The 21507-nt window shown below is 47.1% G+C and carries 22 protein-coding genes; 19 read left to right on the top strand and 3 right to left on the bottom strand.

Annotation, left to right across the window (positions count from 1 at the left end):
* Positions 1-10 precede the first annotated feature (10 nt).
* Positions 11-1351, bottom strand: a complete 1341-nt coding sequence (gene brnQ, locus ABDB98_RS13510; RefSeq protein WP_438420385.1) for a branched-chain amino acid transport system II carrier protein — start codon at positions 1349-1351, stop codon at positions 11-13.
* 192 nt (positions 1352-1543) lie between these two features.
* On the opposite strand from brnQ, the gene ABDB98_RS13505 reads away from it, so the two are divergent.
* From ABDB98_RS13505 to ABDB98_RS13485, 5 genes are all read left to right on the top strand, one after another.
* Entirely contained in the window at positions 1544-2689 is a 1146-nt protein-coding gene (locus ABDB98_RS13505; RefSeq protein ID WP_438420384.1) for a cysteine desulfurase family protein, read from the top strand.
* 3 nt (positions 2690-2692) lie between these two features.
* A complete protein-coding gene (gene thiI, locus ABDB98_RS13500) occupies positions 2693-3898 on the top strand; it encodes a tRNA uracil 4-sulfurtransferase ThiI (protein ID WP_438420383.1) in 1206 nt (401 codons plus the stop codon).
* An 80-nt stretch (positions 3899-3978) separates the two neighbouring features.
* Positions 3979-4200: an alpha/beta-type small acid-soluble spore protein gene (locus ABDB98_RS13495; protein ID WP_007408043.1), complete on the top strand. Its 222-nt coding sequence runs from the start codon at positions 3979-3981 to the stop codon at positions 4198-4200.
* Positions 4201-4348: 148 nt separating this feature from the next.
* On the top strand, positions 4349-5935 hold the full coding sequence (gene mbcS, locus ABDB98_RS13490; RefSeq protein WP_438420382.1) for an acyl-CoA synthetase MbcS: 1587 nt from the start codon (positions 4349-4351) through the stop codon (positions 5933-5935).
* Between the two features lie 23 nt (positions 5936-5958).
* The gene (locus ABDB98_RS13485; protein WP_438420381.1) at positions 5959-7554 is read left to right on the top strand and encodes an amidohydrolase; all 1596 of its coding nucleotides are present in this window, start codon (positions 5959-5961) and stop codon (positions 7552-7554) included.
* 16 nt (positions 7555-7570) lie between these two features.
* Here the strand turns inward: ABDB98_RS13485 and ABDB98_RS13480 are convergent, their stop codons facing one another.
* Positions 7571-8377, bottom strand: a complete 807-nt coding sequence (locus tag ABDB98_RS13480; protein ID WP_016938580.1) for an NAD kinase — start codon at positions 8375-8377, stop codon at positions 7571-7573.
* Positions 8378-8559: 182 nt separating this feature from the next.
* Between ABDB98_RS13480 and sppA the strand changes: the two genes are divergently transcribed.
* The 14 genes from sppA (at position 8560) to ABDB98_RS13410 (ending at position 21116) form a co-directional block, all read left to right on the top strand.
* A complete protein-coding gene (sppA, locus tag ABDB98_RS13475) occupies positions 8560-9567 on the top strand; it encodes a signal peptide peptidase SppA (RefSeq protein WP_016938581.1) in 1008 nt (335 codons plus the stop codon).
* A 13-nt stretch (positions 9568-9580) separates the two neighbouring features.
* Entirely contained in the window at positions 9581-10072 is a 492-nt protein-coding gene (locus ABDB98_RS13470; RefSeq protein ID WP_045926831.1) for an RDD family protein, read from the top strand.
* Between the two features lie 76 nt (positions 10073-10148).
* Positions 10149-10838, top strand: a complete 690-nt coding sequence (locus ABDB98_RS13465; RefSeq protein ID WP_316098247.1) for a DUF2953 domain-containing protein — start codon at positions 10149-10151, stop codon at positions 10836-10838.
* A 12-nt stretch (positions 10839-10850) separates the two neighbouring features.
* Complete coding sequence (ytfJ, locus tag ABDB98_RS13460; protein WP_016938584.1) at positions 10851-11291, top strand: GerW family sporulation protein; 441 nt, start codon at positions 10851-10853, stop codon at positions 11289-11291.
* Between the two features lie 115 nt (positions 11292-11406).
* Complete coding sequence (gene tpx, locus ABDB98_RS13455; RefSeq protein ID WP_007408050.1) at positions 11407-11910, top strand: thiol peroxidase; 504 nt, start codon at positions 11407-11409, stop codon at positions 11908-11910.
* A gap of 61 nt (positions 11911-11971) precedes the next feature.
* Positions 11972-12958: a class I SAM-dependent methyltransferase gene (locus tag ABDB98_RS13450; protein WP_438420380.1), complete on the top strand. Its 987-nt coding sequence runs from the start codon at positions 11972-11974 to the stop codon at positions 12956-12958.
* 313 nt (positions 12959-13271) lie between these two features.
* Positions 13272-14459 carry an acetate kinase gene (locus tag ABDB98_RS13445; RefSeq protein ID WP_060964561.1) on the top strand — a complete coding sequence of 396 codons (1188 nt, stop codon included), beginning with the start codon at positions 13272-13274 and terminating at the stop codon, positions 14457-14459.
* A gap of 101 nt (positions 14460-14560) precedes the next feature.
* The gene (locus tag ABDB98_RS13440; RefSeq protein WP_060964562.1) at positions 14561-15073 is read left to right on the top strand and encodes a MogA/MoaB family molybdenum cofactor biosynthesis protein; all 513 of its coding nucleotides are present in this window, start codon (positions 14561-14563) and stop codon (positions 15071-15073) included.
* Between the two features lie 151 nt (positions 15074-15224).
* A complete protein-coding gene (locus tag ABDB98_RS13435) occupies positions 15225-16436 on the top strand; it encodes an argininosuccinate synthase (protein ID WP_016938589.1) in 1212 nt (403 codons plus the stop codon).
* Positions 16433-17809: an argininosuccinate lyase gene (gene argH, locus ABDB98_RS13430; protein WP_438420379.1), complete on the top strand. Its 1377-nt coding sequence runs from the start codon at positions 16433-16435 to the stop codon at positions 17807-17809. The genes ABDB98_RS13435 and argH overlap by 4 nt, the downstream gene beginning before the upstream one ends.
* A gap of 73 nt (positions 17810-17882) precedes the next feature.
* On the top strand, positions 17883-18011 hold the full coding sequence (locus ABDB98_RS13425) for a hypothetical protein (protein ID WP_014470818.1): 129 nt from the start codon (positions 17883-17885) through the stop codon (positions 18009-18011).
* 135 nt (positions 18012-18146) lie between these two features.
* Positions 18147-18914: an SDR family oxidoreductase gene (locus tag ABDB98_RS13420; RefSeq protein ID WP_016938591.1), complete on the top strand. Its 768-nt coding sequence runs from the start codon at positions 18147-18149 to the stop codon at positions 18912-18914.
* A 60-nt stretch (positions 18915-18974) separates the two neighbouring features.
* Complete coding sequence (locus ABDB98_RS13415) at positions 18975-19661, top strand: metal-dependent hydrolase (RefSeq protein WP_049627161.1); 687 nt, start codon at positions 18975-18977, stop codon at positions 19659-19661.
* A gap of 138 nt (positions 19662-19799) precedes the next feature.
* Positions 19800-21116, top strand: coding sequence for a DRTGG domain-containing protein (locus tag ABDB98_RS13410; protein WP_438420378.1), 1317 nt, complete (start codon positions 19800-19802; stop codon positions 21114-21116).
* A gap of 28 nt (positions 21117-21144) precedes the next feature.
* Here the strand turns inward: ABDB98_RS13410 and ABDB98_RS13405 are convergent, their stop codons facing one another.
* Complete coding sequence (locus ABDB98_RS13405; RefSeq protein WP_003152434.1) at positions 21145-21447, bottom strand: YtpI family protein; 303 nt, start codon at positions 21445-21447, stop codon at positions 21145-21147.
* Between the last annotated feature and the right edge of the window lie 60 nt (positions 21448-21507).

Here is a 21507-nt window from a genome sequence, read left to right as displayed (position 1 = left end):
ACGCTGAATGTTACGATTTTGCTTTATTTAATTCGATGGGCGGACTGGTAAAAAACGTGATGATGCAGCCGATGATCGCTCCGGCAATGCCCGGAAGCACCCAGCCGATTCCCATGCTGTAAAGCGGAAGATTTGCGTTTAAGAATGAATCTAATGATCCGAGCGGAATGCCGGCTGCCTTCAAGCCGTCCAGAATGCTGAAGAGCCCCGTTCCGATCAGGCAGGCGATATAAACTTCCCGTCTTTCCTTAAAGATTTTATCAATAAAGGAAAGGACGATAATGACAATCGCCAGCGGGTAAATGGCTGATAAAATAGGAACTGAAAATGCAATGATCTCAGCAAGCCCGATATTTGAAATCGCCAGGCTGAAGAGCGTGACAATCGTAACCACCATTTTGTATGATAAAGCGGGAATCAATTTTGAAAAATATTCGCCGCAAGATGTGACAAGCCCGATGCTTGTCGTTAAACACGCAACGGTGATGGCAGAGCCGAGAACGATGTTTCCAAGTGAACCGAACAGGTAATCAGATGAAGCTGATAAAATCTTTGCGCCTTCGCCGAGCGGCCCTACAGCGTCCGTGCTTGTCGCTCCCAAATAGGCCAAAGATAAATAAATGAATGTCAAACCTGCCGCTGCTATAAGACCCGCTTTAATACAAGCGGCCGCGAGCGCTTTACGCTGGGTGACGCCCCTGCTTTTAACAGCGTTGACGACAACAACACCGAAGACGATCGAAGCGAGCGCATCCATTGTTTTATAGCCTTCCAAAAATCCTTTGAATACCGGCGTTCCGGCATATGCCTGATGTACGGCGCCCAGCCCGCCCATCGGAGTGACAATGGCTTTTACGACGATGATTAAAATAATACCGAATTTAATAGGAGTCAAAATCTTTCCGACTCTGTCCACGATTTTGGAAGGATTAAGAGCTAAATAATACGTAATGGAAAAAAAGATCAACGTGAAAACAAATAAAGATAATCTTGGCGGAATGCCATGTAAAAACGGAACTGCACCGATTTCATATGAAACGGTTCCGGTTCTCGGAATCGCAAAAAGCGGTCCGATTGACAAATAAAGCACAACGGTGAAAATCGTGCCGAATACCGGATGAGCTTTATCGGCAAGCCCTTTTGCATCTTTGCCCGTTAATGCGATGGCGATGATACCCAAAAGCGGCAGACCAACGCCGGTCAGTAAGAAGCCGCCCATCGCTTTCCAGACATTATGCCCTGCCGCTTGTCCAAGCTCCGGCGGATATATCATATTTCCTGCCCCGAAAAAAAGTGCGAAAAGCATGAAACCGATAATAACGGTATCTTTGACAGGTAGTGAGTGTTTCATAAAAGTCCTCCTAAATACTATGTTGAAATATTCTGTCAATTAATTGTCAGATAATATAGCAAAACGAACATTACTTATTATATGGCAATGTACAGAGAAGTCAATACTCGATTTATTGCGAATTTATATTTACTTTTGTTATGGTAGCATAAATATCATACGATGTACCGTTTTCATAAAAGGAGTAAAAAAATGATATATTTAGACAACAGCTCAACGACCGAGCCGTATGAAGAGGTATTGGATGTGTACAAACAGACGAGCAGCCGGTATTTCGGCAATCCTTCGTCCCTGCACCGATTAGGAACTGAGACGGAACAGCTCCTTGAAGCTGCCGCTCAGCAAATAAAAAAAACCTTGCGTTTGAAAAATTATGATATTGTATTTACATCAGGCGCGACTGAAGCGAACAACGCTGCGTTAAAGGGAGCCGCCTGGGCAAACATGAGTAAAGGAAGACATATCATTGCTTCAGCGATTGAGCATCCTTCCGTGACGGAAACGCTTGATCAGCTGACAGAGCTGTTTGGCTTTGAGGTCACATATCTTCCGGCCGACCAAGACGGCTTCGTTTCTTTAGAAGATGTAAAAGCGGCCATCAGGCCGGACACAATACTCGTCAGCGTTATGCATGTCAATAATGAAGTCGGCTCCATTCAGCCCGTAAAAGAAATCGGAGGGCTGTTAAAACAGCACCGGAATATTCTGTTTCATGTTGATCATGTACAGGGCATTCATAAAGTCCCGCTGTCTATAGAAGAAGCGGGTATCGACCTTTGCACCATTTCAGGACATAAATTTCAAGGCTTAAAAGGAACCGGGGCGCTTATCGTCAAAAAGGGAACGCGGCTCATTCCGCTTATGACGGGCGGCTCCCAGCAAAAAGGCATCCGTGCCGGGACAGAACATACATCAGGCGCCGTTTCCCTTGCAAAAGCGGTCAATCTTTCTGCACGTGACATGAATGAGCGGCTTTCCTCTATGGAGGCGGCTAAGAATGCGCTGATGGAAAGGCTGAGAGGGACGGACGGGATCGTCATCAACACTCCCGTAAAAAAAAGCGCCCCGCATATCATTAATTTTTCCGTTCCGGGCATCAAGGCGGAAGTGCTGCTGCACATGCTTGAGGAAAAAGGAATATATGTCTCAACGACCGCCGCATGTTCGGCAAGAGAGCACAAGCCGAGCCGTGTTCTTCTGCAAATGAATAAAGGCGAACAGATTGCATCAAGCAGCATCAGAGTCAGCCTGAACTTCAGCCACACGGCTGATATTACAGAACCGTTTATGGCCGCGCTGGCGCCGGCTGTTCAAAAACTAAAAAAAATGATGAGGTAGCAAATGAATTACGATCATATTTTAATCCGTTTTGGTGAAATATCCACAAAAGGAAAAAACAGACGCAGTTTTATTGAGAGATTAAAACAGAATATCCGCCTGGTATTAAAGGATTATAAAAAGGTAAAATACTTTTCAAACCGGGATCGGATGTCAATTACACTTAATGGAGAAAACCCGGAGGAAATTTGTTCCTTATTAAAGAATATATTCGGCATTCAAAGCTTCAGTCTCGCCATTAAATGCGAAAGCAAGCTTGAAGAGATTAAAAAAACGGCATTAGCCGCGATGGAAGGCCAATATAAACCGGGGAATACGTTTAAGGTCGAGACCAAACGGGCTTACAAGCAGTTTGAATTAGATACGAACGCGATGAACGCTGAGATCGGCGGCCATATTTTGAAAAACACGGATGGATTAACCGTCGATGTGAAAAATCCCGATATTCCGCTTCGGATTGAAATCAGGGAGGAAGCGACATTCCTGACCATTCGTAACGAAAAAGGCGCCGGAGGCCTTCCCGTCGGTTCTGCGGGTAAAGCGATGCTGATGCTTTCCGGCGGTTTTGACAGTCCGGTCGCCGGTTTTTACGCGATGAAACGAGGATTATCAGTGGAGGCCGTGCACTTCTTCAGTCCGCCGTATACGAGCGAACGGGCAAAGCAGAAAGTCATGGACCTCGCGGGATGCCTCGCAAAGTTCGGAGGCAGTATGACGCTTCATATCGTACCGTTTACAAAGACGCAGGAGCTCATCCAAAAACAAATTCCGGAAAACTATACGATGACGGCGACGCGGCGTCTCATGCTGCAGATCGCGGACAGAATCAGAGAAGAACGAAAAGCGCTCGCGATCATTACGGGGGAAAGCCTCGGCCAAGTGGCAAGCCAAACGCTTGAGAGCATGTATGCGATCAATGCTGTAACGGCAACGCCGATTTTGCGTCCTCTGATCGGAATGGACAAAACAGAAATCATCGAGAAATCAAAAGAAATCGGCACTTATGAAACAAGCATTCAGCCGTTTGAGGACTGCTGCACCATCTTTACGCCGCCAAGTCCGAAAACACGCCCGAAAAAAGAAAAAATCGAGCATTTCGAAAGCTTTGTTGATTTTGAACCGCTGATTGCAGAGGCGGCAGCCGGTATTGAAACCATTACTGTTTACTCAGAACAAGAAGCTCACGATAAATTTTCCGGTCTGTTTTAGAACTGTATACAATTACCAAAGTTTTTTTGAATGAGGACATGTGTTTTATCACATTCTATACTCACAAGGAGGTGATACACATGTCACAACAATCAAACAGCGGAAACAGCAACCAGCTTTTAGTGCCAGGAGCTGCACAAGCTATCGACCAAATGAAGTATGAAATCGCTTCTGAATTCGGTGTAAACCTTGGACCGGAAACAACTTCTCGCGCCAACGGTTCTGTCGGTGGAGAAATCACAAAACGTCTTGTCTCTTTTGCTCAGCAAAGCATGGGCGGAAGCAGCCAGCAGCAGTTTTAATCACAACTTCACATAATGGCTAAGAGAGCGGGGAATTCCCCGCTCTTTTTTCATGAATAAAGCTAGAAGGCATGAAGCAATTTATGCATATCTTTATTGTTACGTCCTATGTTTATGTATAATAGGGAAAGAAAGTGAGGAGTTGTTCGTGTTAAAACGAGAAGATTTAATCGCCCCAAAGAACTATAACCTAGTAAATGAAATCGAAAAGTTCAGCCGTTCCGAAGAGAAGAACGCGCTTATTTGGGAAGATCAAACAGGCAGCAAGAAAGTCTGGACATATGAAAAACTGATGGAAGAAACGAATAAAATCGGAGCCCGCCTGAAAGGTCTCGGATTTGAAAAAGGCGATAAGCTGATTGTCATGGTTCCGAGAGTGCTTGAAGCGTATGCTGTATATTTAGCGATCCTAAAAGCAGGGATGGTCGTCATTCCTTGCTCAGAGATGCTTCGCGCCAAAGATTTGGACTACCGCATCAAACACGCCGAAGTGAAAGGTGTTATCGTTTATCCTTCATTTATAAACGCGTTTGATGAGGTGAAAACTGATCAGCTCGTGACATTGGCCATTGGTGAAAATGATGCCGGCTGGAAAAACCTCTTAACGATTGAAGCGGACGGAGACAGTTTTCAAACCGCTGATACAACCAGAGAGGACATGGCGTTTTTATCCTATACTTCAGGAACGACCGGCCAGCCTAAAGGCGTTGTACATACACACGGCTGGGCTTTTGCCCATTTAAAAACATCCGCCGGTGCATGGCTGGATATTTCTGAAGACGATACAGTCTGGGCCACCGCGGCGCCCGGCTGGCAGAAATGGGTGTGGAGCCCGCTGCTTGCCGTTCTGGGAAGCGGCGCAACAGGATTTATTTATCACGGCAGATTCGACGCCAAGACGTATCTGGAGATGCTTGAGCGCCATCAGATCAATGTCTTCTGCTGTACGCCGACTGAATACCGCCTGATGGCCAAGGTGGAGGAATTGGACAAGTATGACCTTTCCGCCCTTCACAGCGCAGTTTCTGCGGGTGAACCTTTAAACCGGGAAGTCATTGACATCTTCCGGAAACATTTCGGCATTAAAGTGAGAGACGGCTACGGCCAAACGGAGAGCACTCTGTTAGTCGGCGTCCTGAAGAATATGGATATTAAGCCCGGAAGCATGGGGAAACCGACACCGGGAAATCAAGTAGAAATTATAAACGATGAAGGCGAAATATGTGAAATAGGTGAAACGGGCGATATCGCCGTGCACTTGAGCACACCGGCCTTATTCAAGGAATATTATAAAGACCCTGAAAGAACGAAGAAGCAGATTCGCGGAGATTACTTTTTGACAGGCGACCGCGCGAAAAAAGACGAGGACGGCTACTTTTGGTTTGAAAGCCGCAATGATGACATTATCGTCAGCTCCGGATATACAATCGGGCCTTTTGAAGTGGAAGATGCGCTCGTGAAGCATCCGGAAGTGAAAGAATGCGCCGTCGTGGCGAGCCCGGATGAAATCAGAGGTTCAATCGTCAAAGCTTATGTCGTTTTACAAAACGATGAAAAGCGCAGTGACGAACTTGTTAAAGAACTGCAAAACCACGTAAAAACGATTACGGCGCCTTATAAATATCCGAGAGAAATTGAATTTGTCGAAAGCCTGCCGAAAACGGCATCCGCAAAAATCAGACGGGTAGAGCTGAGACAGCGTGAAGAACGGCTGAAGGCGGATAAAAAAGCTTAATACAGAAAAAGGGTGAGCGGGAGATGAAAGCGATTTGGCACGGCGGCACCATCTATACAATGCTTGACGAGAACCATGTCACAGAAGCCGTTTATACCGAAGACGGCATCATCAGACAGACGGGCAGCTTTCAGGAGCTCCGCGAGACATACGGATCATCTGATACGGAGGAAATCGACTTACATGAGGCTGTCATGTTTCCCGGTTTTACAGACAGTCACATGCATTTGATCGGACACGGTGAAAAACAGCTCCGCCTTGATTTGTCACAGCTGACGTCAAAAGAAGCGATACTGCAGGCTGCAAAAGAAGCAGAGCGTGAATTAGAAGATGGCGAATGGCTGATCGGCGAAGGCTGGGATGAAAATCTGTTTGAACAGCCGGTTTACGTAACGAAGCATGACCTTGACCCGCTCTTTCCCGATCGCCCCGTCCTGCTGAAGCGGGTATGCAGGCACGCCGCTGCAGTCAATTCGGCCGCATTGCGCGCGGCGGGAATTACAAACAGTACACCTGATCCAAACGGCGGGATTATCGTCCGGGACAGCGCCGGTCCGACAGGCCTTCTGCTGGATAAAGCCCAAGAACTTGTGACTCAGGCTCTTCCGCCCGTCTCGCTTCACTATGTCAAACGCGCTCTTCAAACGGCAATCACGGACTGCTGGTCAAAAGGCCTGACCGGCGGGCATTCCGAGGATCTGGCATACTACGGAGACGCGTCCGTTCCCGTTGCCGCGTATGAGTCGTTAACAGGCAGCGGGCTGCTCCCTTTTCGGGCACATCTGCTTGTTCATCACGAAGCCGTCGACAGGTGGAGCGCTCTGGACAAATCGACGGGACCTTATCTGGAATACGGAGCGATGAAAATCTTCGCAGACGGCGCGCTCGGCGGCAGAACGGCTCTGTTGAAAAAGCCTTATCATGATGATCCGTCTGTTTCCGGCGTTCAGGTGCACGATGACGAAACCCTTGCCGCTCTTGTTTATAAAGCGAGACAGAAAGGGATGGAGATCGCCGTGCACGCGATCGGCGACCTTGCATTTGAAAAGGTGCTCGATGTGATCGAAAGATACCCGGCAAAGCCCGGACAGCTAGACAGGCTCATTCATGCGCAAGTATTAGATCCCGGTTTGATGGAAAGAGCCGCCCGGCTTCCGATCGGCCTTGATCTTCAGCCGCATTTTGTGGCCAGTGATTTTCCGTGGGTGATTGACAGGCTCGGAGAAGAGCGAATGAAAACGGCTTTTGCCTGGAAAACCCTGCTGTCGAAAGGGCTGCTGTGCGCCGGAGGTTCAGATGCCCCGATAGAACCGGCAGATCCCATTCTGGGCATTCAATCGGCTGTGCTCCGTACAAGCAAGCAGCATCCGGAAGGTCCGGCCTATTATGAAAAAGAGTGCCTGACCGTGTACGAAGCCATTCAGCTTTACACGGAGGGAAGTGCGGCAATCATCCATAAAGAACATAGCCGCGGACGGATAGCTTCCGGCTATGATGCCGACTTTACCGTTCTCAGCGGCGATCCGTTTAAAACGGACCCGAAAAAGCTTCATGAATTGGAAGCTGTCAAAACCATCGTCGGCGGCCGTATCGTATATGAAAAAGAGGACAGGCGTTAATGCCCGTCCTCTTTTTTTATGATAAAAATGAGCGCTTTACTTTTTCCCAGAAAGAGTTGTCTTTCAGTTTGACCGTTTTGATTTTTTTATCGGATAGTGTAATCTCAACCTTTTTGACATTTCTCGTGCTGAGCGCTTCATTATCAAGCCCGATAATCGGATGCTCATTGCCGTCCTGCACCACCTGCAGTGTCAGCTTCCGGTCCGCGCTTAAAATAAACGAAGATCCGAGGGTGCGGTATGTGTTGTTATTCAAAGAGGCCAGTTCAGATACCTGCATGCAGGAAATCAAAGGATCAACAACAGCGCCTGAAACGGATTTATTGTAGGCGGTGCTGCCTGTCGGGGTGGAAATGATCATGCCGTCGCCCCTGAAGGTCTCAAAGTGTAGATCATCAATTAACACATCCATCACAAACGTTTTAATAATGCTTGAACGGATGGAAACCTCGTTTAAACAGTGAAAATGATTGCTGCCGTCCACTGTTACGTGAATGAGCGGGTATTTTCTGACCTCAAGCTGTTCCGCAGTCATGCTGTCCGCCATTTTTTCAGGCTCATCGCTGTGAAAATCACAGTACAAATGGGCTTTTCCTTTTTTAGCGATGCCGACATACAGGCAGTCATCACGGAATCCGGTTTTTCTGACGGCCTGCAGAAATGAGCCGTCGCTGCCGATGCTGGCGATAATCCCGGCATCCTCCGGTTGGGCCGCAACTGTAAAACCGTGCGATTTGGCAAGCTGCTTCAGAGAGCTGACTTGTTCTTTTGTTTCGTTGTCTTGTTTGTGAAAAAAATAAACATTGCGGCGAAGATCGGTCATATCTCCATTCCCCTTTGCTGTCATATTTACGTTTTTCTCCCATCAGATATTGTGTTAAAATACCTGTGGCAATAGTGTAACATGTTTCCTGTTTATCCGTTAAGTGAAAGCGCTTCATGAAAAAAGTGAATCTTTTTTTCCAGGAGAACGTACGAATAGTGACAGAAAAGGAGGCAGAACAAATGAATGCAAAAAGATGGATTGCGCTCGTCATCGCCATCGGCATTTTCGGCGTATCAGTCATTGCAAGTGTGACCGTCGGGGTGCTGAAAAATGTCGGAGATACAGGGTCTGACTTTGCATCCCTGACAGATGACACAGAGGAAGTGACGCTTGATAAGGGGAGCCCCGGCAGTAAAATCGCCGTGCTTGAAGTGGACGGCACGATTGAGGATAACGGGGAGTCCGCAGGCCTGCTCAGCTCAGGCGGGTATGATCACAGATCATTTTTAAAACAAATAGAGCGTGCGAAAGAAGATAAAAGCGTCAAAGGAATTGTCCTGAAAATCAATTCCCCAGGCGGAGGCGTGTACGAAAGCGCGGAAATACATAAAAAACTGGAAGAACTAAAGAAAGAAACGAAGAAACCGATTTATGTATCCATGGGCTCGATGGCGGCATCGGGAGGCTACTACATCTCAACGGCCGCTGATAAAATCTATGCTTCACCGGAAACGCTCACCGGCTCACTCGGCGTCATCATGGAAAGCGTCAATTATTCTAAGCTCGCTGATGAACTCGGCATCAAGTTTGAAACCATCAAAAGCGGCGCGCATAAAGACATCATGTCACCGACCCGCGACATGACGAAGGAAGAAAGAAAGATCATGCAGACGATGGTCAATGATTCTTATGAAGGATTTGTCAATGTCATTTCAAAAGGCCGGCACATGTCAAAAGCGGATGTGAAAAAAATTGCCGACGGCCGTGTTTACGACGGCAGACAAGCGAAAAAAATCGGCCTCGTTGATGATCTCGGTTTTTACGATGATACGATCAGCGCGATGAAAAAGGACCATAAAAATATGAAAAACGCTTCAGTCATCACGTATGAGGAAGGATTCGGATTAGGCTCGCTCTTTTCCATGAGCGCAGCGAAAATGTTTAAAAGCGAAATTGATTTTCTGAATATGAAAGAGCTCATTTCGCAATCCGGTTCGCCGCGGATGATGTATCTCTATGCAAAGTAGGGGGGAAGAAAGAATGGACGCAACTTATGAAGGCTTTCACGGCAAAGAAGAGGAAGCCGAACAACAGGGGACGCTCGACCCGGCTTACGCGGGCTTTTGGATCCGGTTTTGGGCGTTTCTTCTCGATTGGCTGGTGATCTGGGGGCTTAACCATCTCATCGTTTCACCGGTGTTCACGCTGATGAATTTACCGAAAACAAGCGGAATGTTTACAATCTCAGCCTATTCCGTCACAACTTTGATCGTCTACCTCGCCTATTTTGTGTTCATGACAAAATGGTTTCATCAGACACTCGGCAAAATGGTCTTCGGGTTAAAGGTCACTTCTTTGACGCCCGGAAAACCGCTGACATGGGGCACCGTCATTTTCAGGGAAGCAGTGGGGCGTTATATCGATAAAATCTGGATTCTTTATATTGTCATTGCGTTTACGCCTAAGAAGCAGGGAATTCATGATCTTATTGCTGACACAACGGTGATTCACGAAGCACTGTACCGCAAATAAAAGCAATAAACCCGGATAAACATCCGGGTTTATTTTTTTTGGTTTTGGCGATAATGCAGCTAAGGAAGTGAAGCTTATGGGATATGCCGCAGCAGCTGTTATTCTCATTCTCATTTTGTTCTGGCTGCTCATGAGGATGAAAATCCATCTGACTTTCGAATATCTGCATGATAAAGATAATGACAAAATGACGTTTAAACTCTCTGCCTTATACGGGCTGATCCGTTTTAAAAAAACGCTGCCCGTTATTAAAGTAAACAGCGAAGATGCGTCAATTGATGTCAAGCAAGACACAAAATCTGAAATAAAGGGTCAGCAAAAAGAGAAGAAAAAAATCACATATGAAGATGTCAAACAGACCATTCACAGAATAGAAATGATTCTGCAGCAGGTCGTCAGAATGCGTCAAATCGGCGCCTCATTTCTTGCGGGAGTCCGCGTGACGAAGTTCGAATGGGTGACGGTTATCGGAATAAAGGACGCCGCTGTTACGGGAATCGCCGCCGGCGGCTTGTGGGCCGTAAAGGGAGGCATTACGGCGTTGCTGTATGACCATCTGCGTTTTATACATAAACCGGTGTGCGAAGTCATTCCGTCTTTTCAAGTGCCTGCATCCAAGACGCATTTGCAGTGTATATTCTTTTTTCGTTTTGGACATCTTATAGGTGCAGCTTTCAAATTGCTCAAATACGGGCGGAACGGACTTTCTATCATACGAAAGAAACAGCCGGTTCCGGTTGCTTCAAAGAATGATTCATCAGTTTAAGGAGGAGCGCACATGGCAGACCATCCCATTCAAGGTTTAATGAAAACCGCTATGGAAAATTTAAAAGAAATGATTGATGTGAATACAATCATCGGTGATCCGGTTGAAACGCCTGACGGCAGCGTAATCTTAACGGTTTCAAAGGTCGGCTTCGGATTTGCGGCGGGCGGAAGCGAGTTTGGAGCAAAACCGGCTGAAAAAAGAACCGAGGACGACGAAAGAAAAGAGCAGAAGCTCCCGTTCGGCGGCGGAAGCGGCGGCGGAGTATCCATTACGCCGATTGCGTTTCTGATTGTCGGAACAAACGGCGTGCGTATGCTTCATTTAGACGAGAACACCCATTTGATTGATAAACTGTTAGACTCCGCGCCTCAAACGATTGAACGCATCCAGCATATGTTTAAAAAAAATGAAAAAGGCCGGAACCAAAAAAGAACGGATATTGATTTATAACAGAAAAGTTAACTGCCGCCCGCAGTTAGCTTTTTTTTACGATGCGGCATAACCTTTGCAGTTTGCATAAAACTCGACTATGATAGAGCTATACATAGATAAGGGAGGAATCAGAATGGCTGAGATTACATTTAAAGGCGGAGCCGTGACACTGATCGGACAAGAAGTGAAACCGGGTGACCAAGCTCCTGACTTCACGGTTTTGACAAACGGATTAGAAGAGAAGACATTAGCAGATATGAAAGGGAAAGTAACGATCATATCCGTTATTCCTTCCATTGACACAGGCGTGTGTGACGCGCAGACGCGCCGCTTCAACGAAGAAGCAGCAAAACTCGGCGATGTGAACGTTTATACAATCAGCGCCGACCTCCCGTTTGCACAAGCGCGCTGGTGCGGAGCGAACGGAATCGACAAAGTTGAAACATTATCGGATCATAAAGAGATGTCATTTGGTGAAGCATTCGGTGTTTACATCAAAGAACTTCGTCTTTTGGCGCGTTCCGTATTCGTTCTTGATCAGGACGGAAAAGTCGTTTATGCGGAATACGTAAGCGAAGCGACAAACCACCCGAATTATGAAAAGCCTATCGAAGCTGCAAAAGCGTTAATCAAGTAAAGAGAGAAAAAGAGCTCCGGGTGCTGCCGCGGAGCTCTTTTCATGGCAAGGAGGAAACAGCATGCAACACGACCATGTCGGTCAGATTTACGAACTTTTAGATGAAGCCGCCCAAGTAATAGCAGAAGGCCTTCAGGTGTCTTATATTGAGGGGCTTGCGGAAGCGGGAGAGATGTATTTTCTCGAAACGGCCGAACAGCTTCGGCTTCAGGAAAAACAAACCGAACAGCTTAAAAGCCTGCTTGCGAAAGCAGACTTCAAACAATGGGAGCCTGAATGGATCCGCAAGGCGTTCCAGCTCGCCATTTTAAAAGGATTGAAAGATAAATCCCATCCGAACAGACAGATGACGCCTGATACGATCGGCCTTTTCATCAGTTACCTCGTGAATAAATTTACGGGCGGCCAAAAAGGCCTGACATTGCTGGACCCAGCCTGCGGCACCGGAAACCTTCTATTGACCGCGGCAAACCAGCTTTCTGACAAAGCGGCAAAAAGCTTCGGCATTGAAATTGATGATGTCCTTCTGAAGATCGCTTATGCCCAGGCGAATCTGCAGGAAAAAGAAATGGAGCTGTTCTGCCAGGACAGTCTTCAGCCGTTATTTATCGAACCGGCTGATGCGGTCATCTGCGATTTGCCGGTCGGCTATTATCCGAATGACGAAGGCGCAGAAGCGTTTGAGCTGAAAGCGGATGAAGGCCACTCATTTGCCCACCACTTATTCATTGAGCAGAGCGTCAAGCATACAAAACCGGGCGGATACTTATTTTTTATGATTCCGAACCATCTGTTTGACAGCGCCCAAAGCGATAAACTGAAGCGGTTTTTTGCGGAAAAAGTGTATATCAACGCCCTTCTTCAGCTGCCGGCTACTCTGTTTAAAGACGAAGCGCAGGCAAAGAGCATTTTAATTTTGCAGAAAAAAGGCGATGGCGCAAAGCCGCCGAAACAAACGCTTCTGGCCAATCTTCCTTCCTTCGCAAACCAGCAGGCGATGCGGGAGATGATGGCAAAATTGGATCAATGGATTCAAAAAGAAAAATAATGGCGAAAAAGCAGGGTGGGGACGCAAAATCCCGCACTGCTTTTTGCTTTTGAAAATGAATGGATATCAGGGTGCTGACACAACTTAAGGAAAGAACATAACATTCCGTAAGACCGAGCCGTCCATTTGGCACAGTGCAGATTTATCAGAAAATAATGACTTCATTTTGTAAGCGGTGCCAATATGGATGTTGACTTGAAATGCTGAGTTGACAATGTTTAAATGGAAAAGTCAGATATTTTTTGGACTGCAGTTACGGTCTGGGAAAAAAGAACGAAACAAACGAAGAAGAATTTTGATAGGAGCGTCATTTATGTCTAAAATTATTGCAATTAACGCAGGAAGCTCATCTTTAAAATTTCAGCTATTCGAAATGCCTTCAGAAAAGGTGCTAACAAAAGGTTTAGTAGAACGGATCGGTATTGCCGACAGCGTTTTCACAATCTCTGTTAACGGCGAAAAAAATACAGAAGTGACAGATATTCCGGATCATGCGGTCGCGGTGAAGATGCTGCTTCACAAGCTGACTGAATTCGGTATTATAAAGGATTTAAATGAAATTGACGGAATCGGCCACCGTGTTGTTCACGGCGGAGAAAAATTCAGCGATTCTGTTTTGCTTACGGATGAAACAACCCGTGAGATTGAAGAGATTTCAGAACTTGCGCCGCTTCACAACCCGGCTAACATCGTCGGCATTAAAGCCTTTAAAGAAGTGCTTCCGGATGTACCTGCGGTTGCAGTATTTGATACGGCGTTCCACCAAACGATGCCTGAGCAATCTTACTTGTACAGCCTTCCGTATGAATACTACGAGAAATACGGCATCCGCAAATACGGTTTCCACGGCACATCTCATAAATACGTGACACAGCGCGCAGCTGAGCTTCTTGGCCGTCCGATTGAAGACTTGCGCCTGATTTCCTGCCACCTGGGTAACGGAGCAAGTATCGCAGCCGTAGAAGGCGGAAAATCAATTGATACATCAATGGGCTTCACACCGCTTGCGGGTGTTGCGATGGGAACGCGGTCAGGAAACATCGACCCTGCCTTAATTCCGTATATCATGGAAAAAACGGATCAGACGGCTGATGAAGTATTAAATACATTAAATAAAAAGAGCGGACTGCTTGGCATATCCGGTTTCTCAAGCGACCTTCGCGATATCGTAGAAGCTTCAAAAGAAGGCAACGAAAGAGCGGAAACGGCGCTTGAAGTGTTCGCAAGCAGAATCCATAAATACATCGGTTCTTACGCTGCGAGAATGAGCGGCGTTGACGCGATTATTTTCACTGCGGGTATCGGTGAAAACAGCGTTGAAGTCAGAGAACGCGTGCTTCGCGGCTTAGAATTCATGGGCGTTTATTGGGATCCTGCACTGAACAACGTGCGCGGCGAGGAAGCGTTTATCAGCTACCCGCACTCTCCTGTCAAAGTCATCATTATTCCGACTGATGAAGAGGTCATGATCGCGCGCGACGTTGTCCGCCTTGCACAATAATGATCGAAAAAAAGCACATCCTTTAAGGATGTGCTTTTCTATTGAATGCTGAAGCACCAAACGTTACGATATGCTTAGTACATAAATGATGAGGTGAAACAATGAGTGTGCATGAACATAAACAGGAAGCCCCGTCATCGGTGCGCTGCAAAGTGATCACAGTCAGCGACACGAGAACGAAAGAAACCGATAAAAGCGGGCGCGTCATGATGGATTTCATCAGGGAAGCGGGATTTGAGACGGTCGCTTATGACATCGTAAAAGATGAGAAAGGTGAATTGCAGAAAGCCGTTTTATCCGGCTGTATGGATGAATATACAGATGCGGTGCTGTTAAACGGAGGGACGGGCATTGCCGAAAGGGATGTCACCATTGAAGCGGTCACGCCGCTGTTTTCAAAAGAGCTCCCGGGATTCGGCGAGCTGTTCCGCATGCTGAGCTATACGGAGGACATCGGTTCCGCCGCCATTTTGTCCAGAGCGGCAGCGGGTGTGATCCAAAATACCGCAGTCTTCTGCACGCCGGGCTCCTCAGGCGCCGTCAAGCTTGCAATGAAGAAATTGATTATTCCTGAACTGCCTCATGTGCTCCGGGAGATCCGAAAAGACTTATAAATGGATAAAAAGGCTTTGCTCCGCTCAAAAAATTGGGTGGAGTTTTTTTTATAAAAAGCTTGAAAAAACAGAATTTACTTGTTACAGTGTATACATACAAAATGCATTTTTATTAATTTAAACTAATTTTTATACAAAGGGAGCTTTTAACATGGCAGAACAGAAAAAAGTTGTATTGGCATACTCAGGAGGTCTTGATACTTCTGTAGCGATAAAATGGCTGCAAGAACAGGGATACGATGTGATTGCATGCTGCTTAGACGTAGGGGAAGGAAAGGATTTGGCATTCGTTCAGCAAAAAGCGCTGGAAGTAGGCGCCGTAAATTCGTATGTGATTGATGCAAAAGAAGAATTCGCCCAAGAGTACGCGCTTATTTCTATGCAGGCTCATACAATGTATGAAGGGAAGTATCCGCTCGTATCTGCACTGTCCCGTCCGTTAATCGCGAAAAAACTCGTTGAAGTCGCAGAAAAGGAAAACGCAGTGGCCGTGGCGCACGGCTGCACAGGAAAAGGCAATGATCAGGTTCGTTTTGAAGTATCCATTAAATCATTAAACCCTGATCTTGAGGTCATCGCTCCGGTCCGTGAGTGGCAATGGTCGCGTGAAGAAGAAATTGAATACGCCGCAAGCCGCGGCATACCGATTCCGATCAATCTTGACAGCCCTTATTCCATCGACCAGAATCTGTGGGGCCGCGCCAATGAATGCGGTATATTAGAAGACCCGTGGGCGGCGCCGCCTGAAGGGGCATATGACCTGACAGCATCTCTTGAAAATACGCCGGACGTTCCTGAAATCATCGAAATCGCATTTGAAGCCGGTGTGCCGGTTTCAATCGACGGTGTATCCTACCCGCTTGCTGATTTGATTCTCAAGCTGAATGAGACTGCCGGAAAACACGGCATCGGCCGGATTGACCATGTCGAAAACCGCCTGGTCGGAATTAAGTCCCGTGAAGTTTATGAATGCCCGGGCGCAATGACTTTGATTACGGCTCACAAAGAGCTTGAGGATCTGACTTTAGTGAAGGAAGTGGCTCACTTCAAGCCGGCAATTGAACAAAAACTGTCTGAAATCATCTATAACGGTTTATGGTTCTCACCGTTAAAAGACGCGCTGCTTGCATTCCTGAAAGAAACCCAAAAGCACGTCACCGGCGTTGTGCGCGTCAAGCTGTTTAAAGGCCATGCCATTGTAGAAGGACGCAAGTCGGAATATTCTCTCTACGATGAAAAACTGGCGACATATACAAAAGACGATGCGTTTGACCATCATGCGGCAATCGGCTTTATCGAGCTTTGGGGACTGCCGACAAAAGTAAACAGCATTGTGAAAAAGAAGGAGCAGATTGAAGCATGAAGAAGCTTTGGGGAGGCCGTTTTCAAAAAACACCGGAAAAGTGGGTCGATGAGTTCGGTGCATCCATCACATTCGACCAAAACTTAGTCAAAGAGGATATTACAGGGTCTCTCGCTCATGCGGCAATGCTGAAAAAATGCGGCATTCTGACGGAGGAAGAAGAAGGCGCCATCCGTCAAGGGCTGCAGACCCTCCTGCAAAAAGCAGAGGAAGGGACGCTTGAATTCTCTGTTGATTATGAAGATATTCATTTGAACATTGAAAAAATGCTGATTGAAGAAATCGGACCGCTCGGCGGAAAGCTCCATACAGGCAGAAGCCGGAACGACCAAGTGGCGACAGACATGCATCTATATTTGAAAGATCATGTCTCCCATATCATCGGGCTGATTGAACAGTTCCAAAAAGCGCTGATCGAAAAAGCAGAGGCCAATCTCGAGACCATTCTGCCGGGGTACACCCATTTGCAGCGGGCCCAGCCGATTTCTTTCGCCCACCATCTGCTCGCCTATTTTTGGATGCTTGAACGGGATAAAGAGCGTTTCCGTGATGCGCTGAAGCGGATTAACATATCGCCTCTCGGATGCGGGGCGCTTGCCGGAACGACGTTTCCGATAGACCGCAGCTATTCGGCGGAGCTGCTCGGTTTTGACTCCATTTATGAGAACAGTCTTGACGGGGTCAGCGACAGAGATTTTATTCTCGAGTTTTTAAGCAGCAGCAGTATGCTGATGATGCACCTTTCACGGTTCTCGGAAGAAATCATTCTATGGTGCTCGCAGGAATTCAGATTCATTGAATTGGATGATACGTACGCAACGGGAAGCAGCATGATGCCGCAGAAGAAAAACCCGGACATGGCGGAGCTGATCCGCGGAAAAACCGGACGCGTATACGGTGATATGATGGGGCTTTTCACGATTATGAAAGGGCTCCCGCTCGCATACAACAAAGACCTTCAGGAAGATAAAGAAGGCATGTTTGACACGGTGAAAACCGTTGAAGGAAGCCTTCAGATTTTTACGGGCATGATTGAAACGATGACCGTAAACAAAGACATTATGAAACAGGCGACAAAACAAGATTTTTCAAACGCGACGGAACTTGCCGATTATTTAGCCAAAAAAGGCATGCCGTTCAGAGAAGCGCACGAAGTGGTCGGCAAGCTTGTGTACAGCTGTATTGAAAAAGGAATCTTTTTAAGTGATATGGCATTTGAAGAATTCCTTCAAGCCAGCCGTCTCTTTGAAGAAGATATTTATACCGTGCTCGATCCGCACCATGCGGTTGAAAAAAGAATGAGCGCCGGCGGAACGGGTTTTCAGCAGGTAAAACAGGCGCTCGTAAAAGCAAAAGCCTGCGCCGGCGTTTAATTTGCTAAAATTTCCTTCATATTTTCCCGTCATATCAGACACGCTACATCTATAATGATGGGAGGTAGAAGGAATGCGCAAAGAACAAGACCGTTACATCTATGATGAAAAAGAAAGTGAAGAAACGGCCCGGCTCATCTCAGAGGCATACCAAAGCGGTTATGTCGGTCTGGAGGAAGCCTCAGCCCCTTCAGAAAATTAAGCTGTCTGTAAAGACGGCTTTTTTCGTGCGGATGAAGTGCAAAAAAGTGATATTGCCGCTTGTTTATAGTAAAGTAGAGGGAGAAACGACTTTATTTTATTGAAGCGGCAACGTTGCCTGGGGAGGGTATTCAATGTGCGACATGCTCTAATCACTGCCGGCACGAAGGGATTGGGCCGAAAAGTGACTGAAATGCTGCTGGAAAAAGGCTTTTCGGTCACAGTGAATTACAGACAGGACGAAGAAGCCGTCGCTTGTCTGAAGGCTGATTATCCCCGGTGCCATGACAGATTGCAATTCGTTAAGGGCGATGTAACCCGAAAAGAAGATCTTATGCGGATCGCCGATGCAGCCCTTCAGCGGTTTGGAAGAATTGACATACTGATTAATAACGCCGGGCCGTACATATTTGAGCGCAAAAAGCTTGCCGATTACTCCGATGACGAATGGTATGGCATGCTTGAAGGGAATTTAAGCGCCGTTTTCCATCTGTTTAAAGCGGTTATCCCGGTAATGAGACAGCAGCGCTTCGGCCGGATTATTACATACGGCTTCCAAGGCGCAGATCATGCTCCCGGCTGGCTTCACCGTTCCGCTTTCGGGGCGGCTAAAGTCGGATTGGCTTCGTTAACGAAAACCATCGCGATTGAAGAAGCCGAATCAGGCATCACGGCTAACATGGTCTGCCCGGGTGATATTGTGGGAGATATGAAAGAAGCGTCTATAGAAGAAGCAAGACGGAAAATTGGGAAAGAAAACACGCCGATCGGGAGGTCCGGAACCGGAGAAGACATTGCAAGAATCATCGCCTTCTTATGTGAAGAGGATTCCGATCTTGTCACCGGAACGGTCATAGAAGCAACTGGCGGGCTGAATGTGATTAACAGGCATCAATCCCTGTAAGTTTTTTCGTTTGTCAAAAAGGGAACTTGATAAATATTAATTTTTTATGAGGTGAAAACGATGAAAGTGACTTATCACGGACATTCTGTCATTCAAGTGGAAACGAAAACCCATAACATTATTTTCGATCCGTTCCTAACCGGAAACAGTCTGACAAATCTGAAGCCGGAAGAAGTGAAAGCGGATGTCATTCTGCTTACTCACGGACACAATGACCATGTCGGAGATACAGAGCAGATCGCCAAACAAAACGACGCACTCGTTATTGCGCCGAACGAACTGGCCGTTTATCTCGGCTTTAAAGGGTTAAACGTCCACCCGATGCATATCGGCGGGGCGCGCCAATTTGATTTCGGCAAAGTGAAACTGACACAGGCGTTCCACGGATCAGCGGTCACTGATGCAGAAAACAAAACCATCACATACACCGGGATGCCGGCCGGGATTTTATTAACGATTGACGGAAAAACGATTTTCCACGCCGGCGACACGGCGCTGTTCTCAGATATGAAACTGATCGGGGAACTGAATCACATTGACCTGGCGTTTCTGCCGATCGGTGATAACTTCACCATGGGGCCTGAAGATGCGAAACTCGCGGCTGAATGGCTGAGAGCGAAACAGGTCGTTCCCGTTCATTACAATACATTCCCTGTCATTGAACAGGACCCTGACGCTTTCGCTGAAAGTCTGCCCGGAGGCGTCGGCAAAGTCATGGCGGTCGGGGAGACCATTGAGCTTGCCTGACATATGTGTCAAAGACCTTCTGAACTAAACGTTCAGAAGGTCTTTTTGTGATGACGCCTTTTTTCGGGCGTCTCATTGCGAATGAATCCCCCGTGCCCTTATAATAAAAGCAGAAGACTGTCCTTAGAGGTGAAACGCTTGGCAACAAAGCATGAACAAATCCTATCGTACATAGATTCGCTTCCTGTCGGTGAAAAAATTTCGGTCAGAAGAATTGCGAAAGAAATGAAAGTCAGTGAGGGAACGGCTTACAGAGCCATTAAGGAAGCCGAAAATAAAGGGTTCGTTTCCACTATTGAACGTGTGGGAACCATCCGGATTGAACAGAAGAAAAAGGAAAATATCGAAAAGCTGACATACGCCGAGGTTGTCAACGTGATAGACGGCCAGGTGCTCGGCGGAAAAGCCGGTCTGCATAAAACGCTGAATAAGTTTGTGATCGGGGCGATGGAGCTTGACGCGATGATGCGTTATACGGCGGCGGGGAACCTGTTAATCGTCGGAAACAGAATCAATGCCCACCGCCAGGCGCTTGAAGCGGGCGCGGCTGTTTTGGTAACCGGAGGATTTAATACCGACGACAGCATTATCGAGCTGGCCGATATGCTTGAGCTTCCGATTCTCTCCACAAGCTATGATACCTTTACGGTAGCCGCGATGATCAACCGGGCGATCTATGATCAGCTCATAAAAAAAGAGATTGTGCTCGTGGAGGACATTTTGACTCCCGCCGATCGGACAGTGACGCTGTCTCCTAAAGATAAACTGGAGAAATGGTACGAAAAAAACGATGAAACCGGACACGGCCGCTTTCCGGTTATCGATCAGCAGATGAAAATCCACGGGATCCTCACACCGAAAGATATCGCCGGACATGACAGGTCAGTCCCGATTGAAAAAGTAATGACCAAAAACCCTGTCACGGTAATCGGGAAAACGTCTGTCGCCTCAGCGGCTCAAATGATGGTTTGGGAAGGAATCGAAGTGCTCCCGGTGACAGACGGGAACCACAGGTTGATCGGCATGATCAGCCGTCAGGACGTCTTAAAAGCGCTGCAAATGATTCAAAAGCAGCCTCAGGTCGGGGAAAAGCTTGATGATATCGTTTCAAGGGGATTTAAAGAAGAGGAAGGTGACAAAACGCCGGCCGTTTATCAATATGAAGTCACACCGCAGATGACCAATCAGCTCGGGACGATTTCTTACGGGGTGTTTACAACGATTTTAACTCAGGCCGCCAGCCGATTTTTACGGTCCCGCAAACGCGGCGAGCTGGTCATTGAAAGCATTACGATTTTCTTCTTAAAGCCCGTGCAGATGGAATCGGTCATTGAAGTGAAGCCGCGCATTTTAGAAGCGGGCCGGAAATTCGGAAAAATGGAAGTGGAAGTGTCAAGCCAAAGCGGCATCGTTTCAAAAGCGATGCTCATGGTGCAGCTGATGGAGAGAAGTTAAGGGACGCAACTCGGTCCCTTGACATTCACTATGCGTGGTCTCTCTCCGCTTCTTTTGCATGGATGGGTTCATAATGCTTATAGGCTTTATACCCGGCCCATGCGCTGCCTGCTCCGATTAAAATGAAGACGCCGCCGATGACGAGGGTCAGGACGGAGTGAAACAGAATCATTTGGTTTACTCCGTATAAAAGCACCAGCGCGCCTAACGCCATACTTGATTTAGCCGAAAAACATTCCTTCTCCAGCGCCCGTTTCGTCTGGATGCCTTTTACTTTGTAATACACGTAAAAGCAGGCAGAAAGCCCGATGAGAAAAACAAAAACCAGCATAAATGAAATCCTCCATTATATGAGTTTGCAAAACCGTTTATACCGTTGCTGAAAGATTTT

It is taken from the genome of Bacillus siamensis (assembly GCF_051628075.1).
Taxonomy (GTDB): Bacteria; Bacillota; Bacilli; order Bacillales; family Bacillaceae; genus Bacillus; species Bacillus siamensis.
The sequence above is the reverse complement of the archived record's forward strand: the minus strand, read 5'-3'. Positions and strand labels throughout refer to the sequence as shown.

Bases quoted from the DNA above. Each gene is read 5' to 3' on its own strand.
- brnQ (WP_438420385.1), bottom strand. From the start codon at position 1,351: ATGAAACACTCACTACCTGTCAAAGATACCGTTATTATCGGTTTCATG.
- ABDB98_RS13505 (WP_438420384.1), top strand. From the start codon at position 1,544: ATGATATATTTAGACAACAGCTCAACGACCGAGCCGTATGAAGAGGTA.
- thiI (WP_438420383.1), top strand. From the start codon at position 2,693: ATGAATTACGATCATATTTTAATCCGTTTTGGTGAAATATCCACAAAA.
- ABDB98_RS13495 (WP_007408043.1), top strand. From the start codon at position 3,979: ATGTCACAACAATCAAACAGCGGAAACAGCAACCAGCTTTTAGTGCCA.
- ABDB98_RS13485 (WP_438420381.1), top strand. From the start codon at position 5,959: ATGAAAGCGATTTGGCACGGCGGCACCATCTATACAATGCTTGACGAG.
- ABDB98_RS13480 (WP_016938580.1), bottom strand. From the start codon at position 8,377: ATGACCGATCTTCGCCGCAATGTTTATTTTTTTCACAAACAAGACAAC.
- sppA (WP_016938581.1), top strand. From the start codon at position 8,560: ATGAATGCAAAAAGATGGATTGCGCTCGTCATCGCCATCGGCATTTTC.
- ABDB98_RS13470 (WP_045926831.1), top strand. From the start codon at position 9,581: ATGGACGCAACTTATGAAGGCTTTCACGGCAAAGAAGAGGAAGCCGAA.
- ABDB98_RS13465 (WP_316098247.1), top strand. From the start codon at position 10,149: ATGGGATATGCCGCAGCAGCTGTTATTCTCATTCTCATTTTGTTCTGG.
- ytfJ (WP_016938584.1), top strand. From the start codon at position 10,851: ATGGCAGACCATCCCATTCAAGGTTTAATGAAAACCGCTATGGAAAAT.
- tpx (WP_007408050.1), top strand. From the start codon at position 11,407: ATGGCTGAGATTACATTTAAAGGCGGAGCCGTGACACTGATCGGACAA.
- ABDB98_RS13450 (WP_438420380.1), top strand. From the start codon at position 11,972: ATGCAACACGACCATGTCGGTCAGATTTACGAACTTTTAGATGAAGCC.
- ABDB98_RS13445 (WP_060964561.1), top strand. From the start codon at position 13,272: ATGTCTAAAATTATTGCAATTAACGCAGGAAGCTCATCTTTAAAATTT.
- ABDB98_RS13440 (WP_060964562.1), top strand. From the start codon at position 14,561: ATGAGTGTGCATGAACATAAACAGGAAGCCCCGTCATCGGTGCGCTGC.
- ABDB98_RS13435 (WP_016938589.1), top strand. From the start codon at position 15,225: ATGGCAGAACAGAAAAAAGTTGTATTGGCATACTCAGGAGGTCTTGAT.
- argH (WP_438420379.1), top strand. From the start codon at position 16,433: ATGAAGAAGCTTTGGGGAGGCCGTTTTCAAAAAACACCGGAAAAGTGG.
- ABDB98_RS13425 (WP_014470818.1), top strand. From the start codon at position 17,883: ATGCGCAAAGAACAAGACCGTTACATCTATGATGAAAAAGAAAGTGAA.
- ABDB98_RS13415 (WP_049627161.1), top strand. From the start codon at position 18,975: ATGAAAGTGACTTATCACGGACATTCTGTCATTCAAGTGGAAACGAAA.
- ABDB98_RS13405 (WP_003152434.1), bottom strand. From the start codon at position 21,447: ATGCTGGTTTTTGTTTTTCTCATCGGGCTTTCTGCCTGCTTTTACGTG.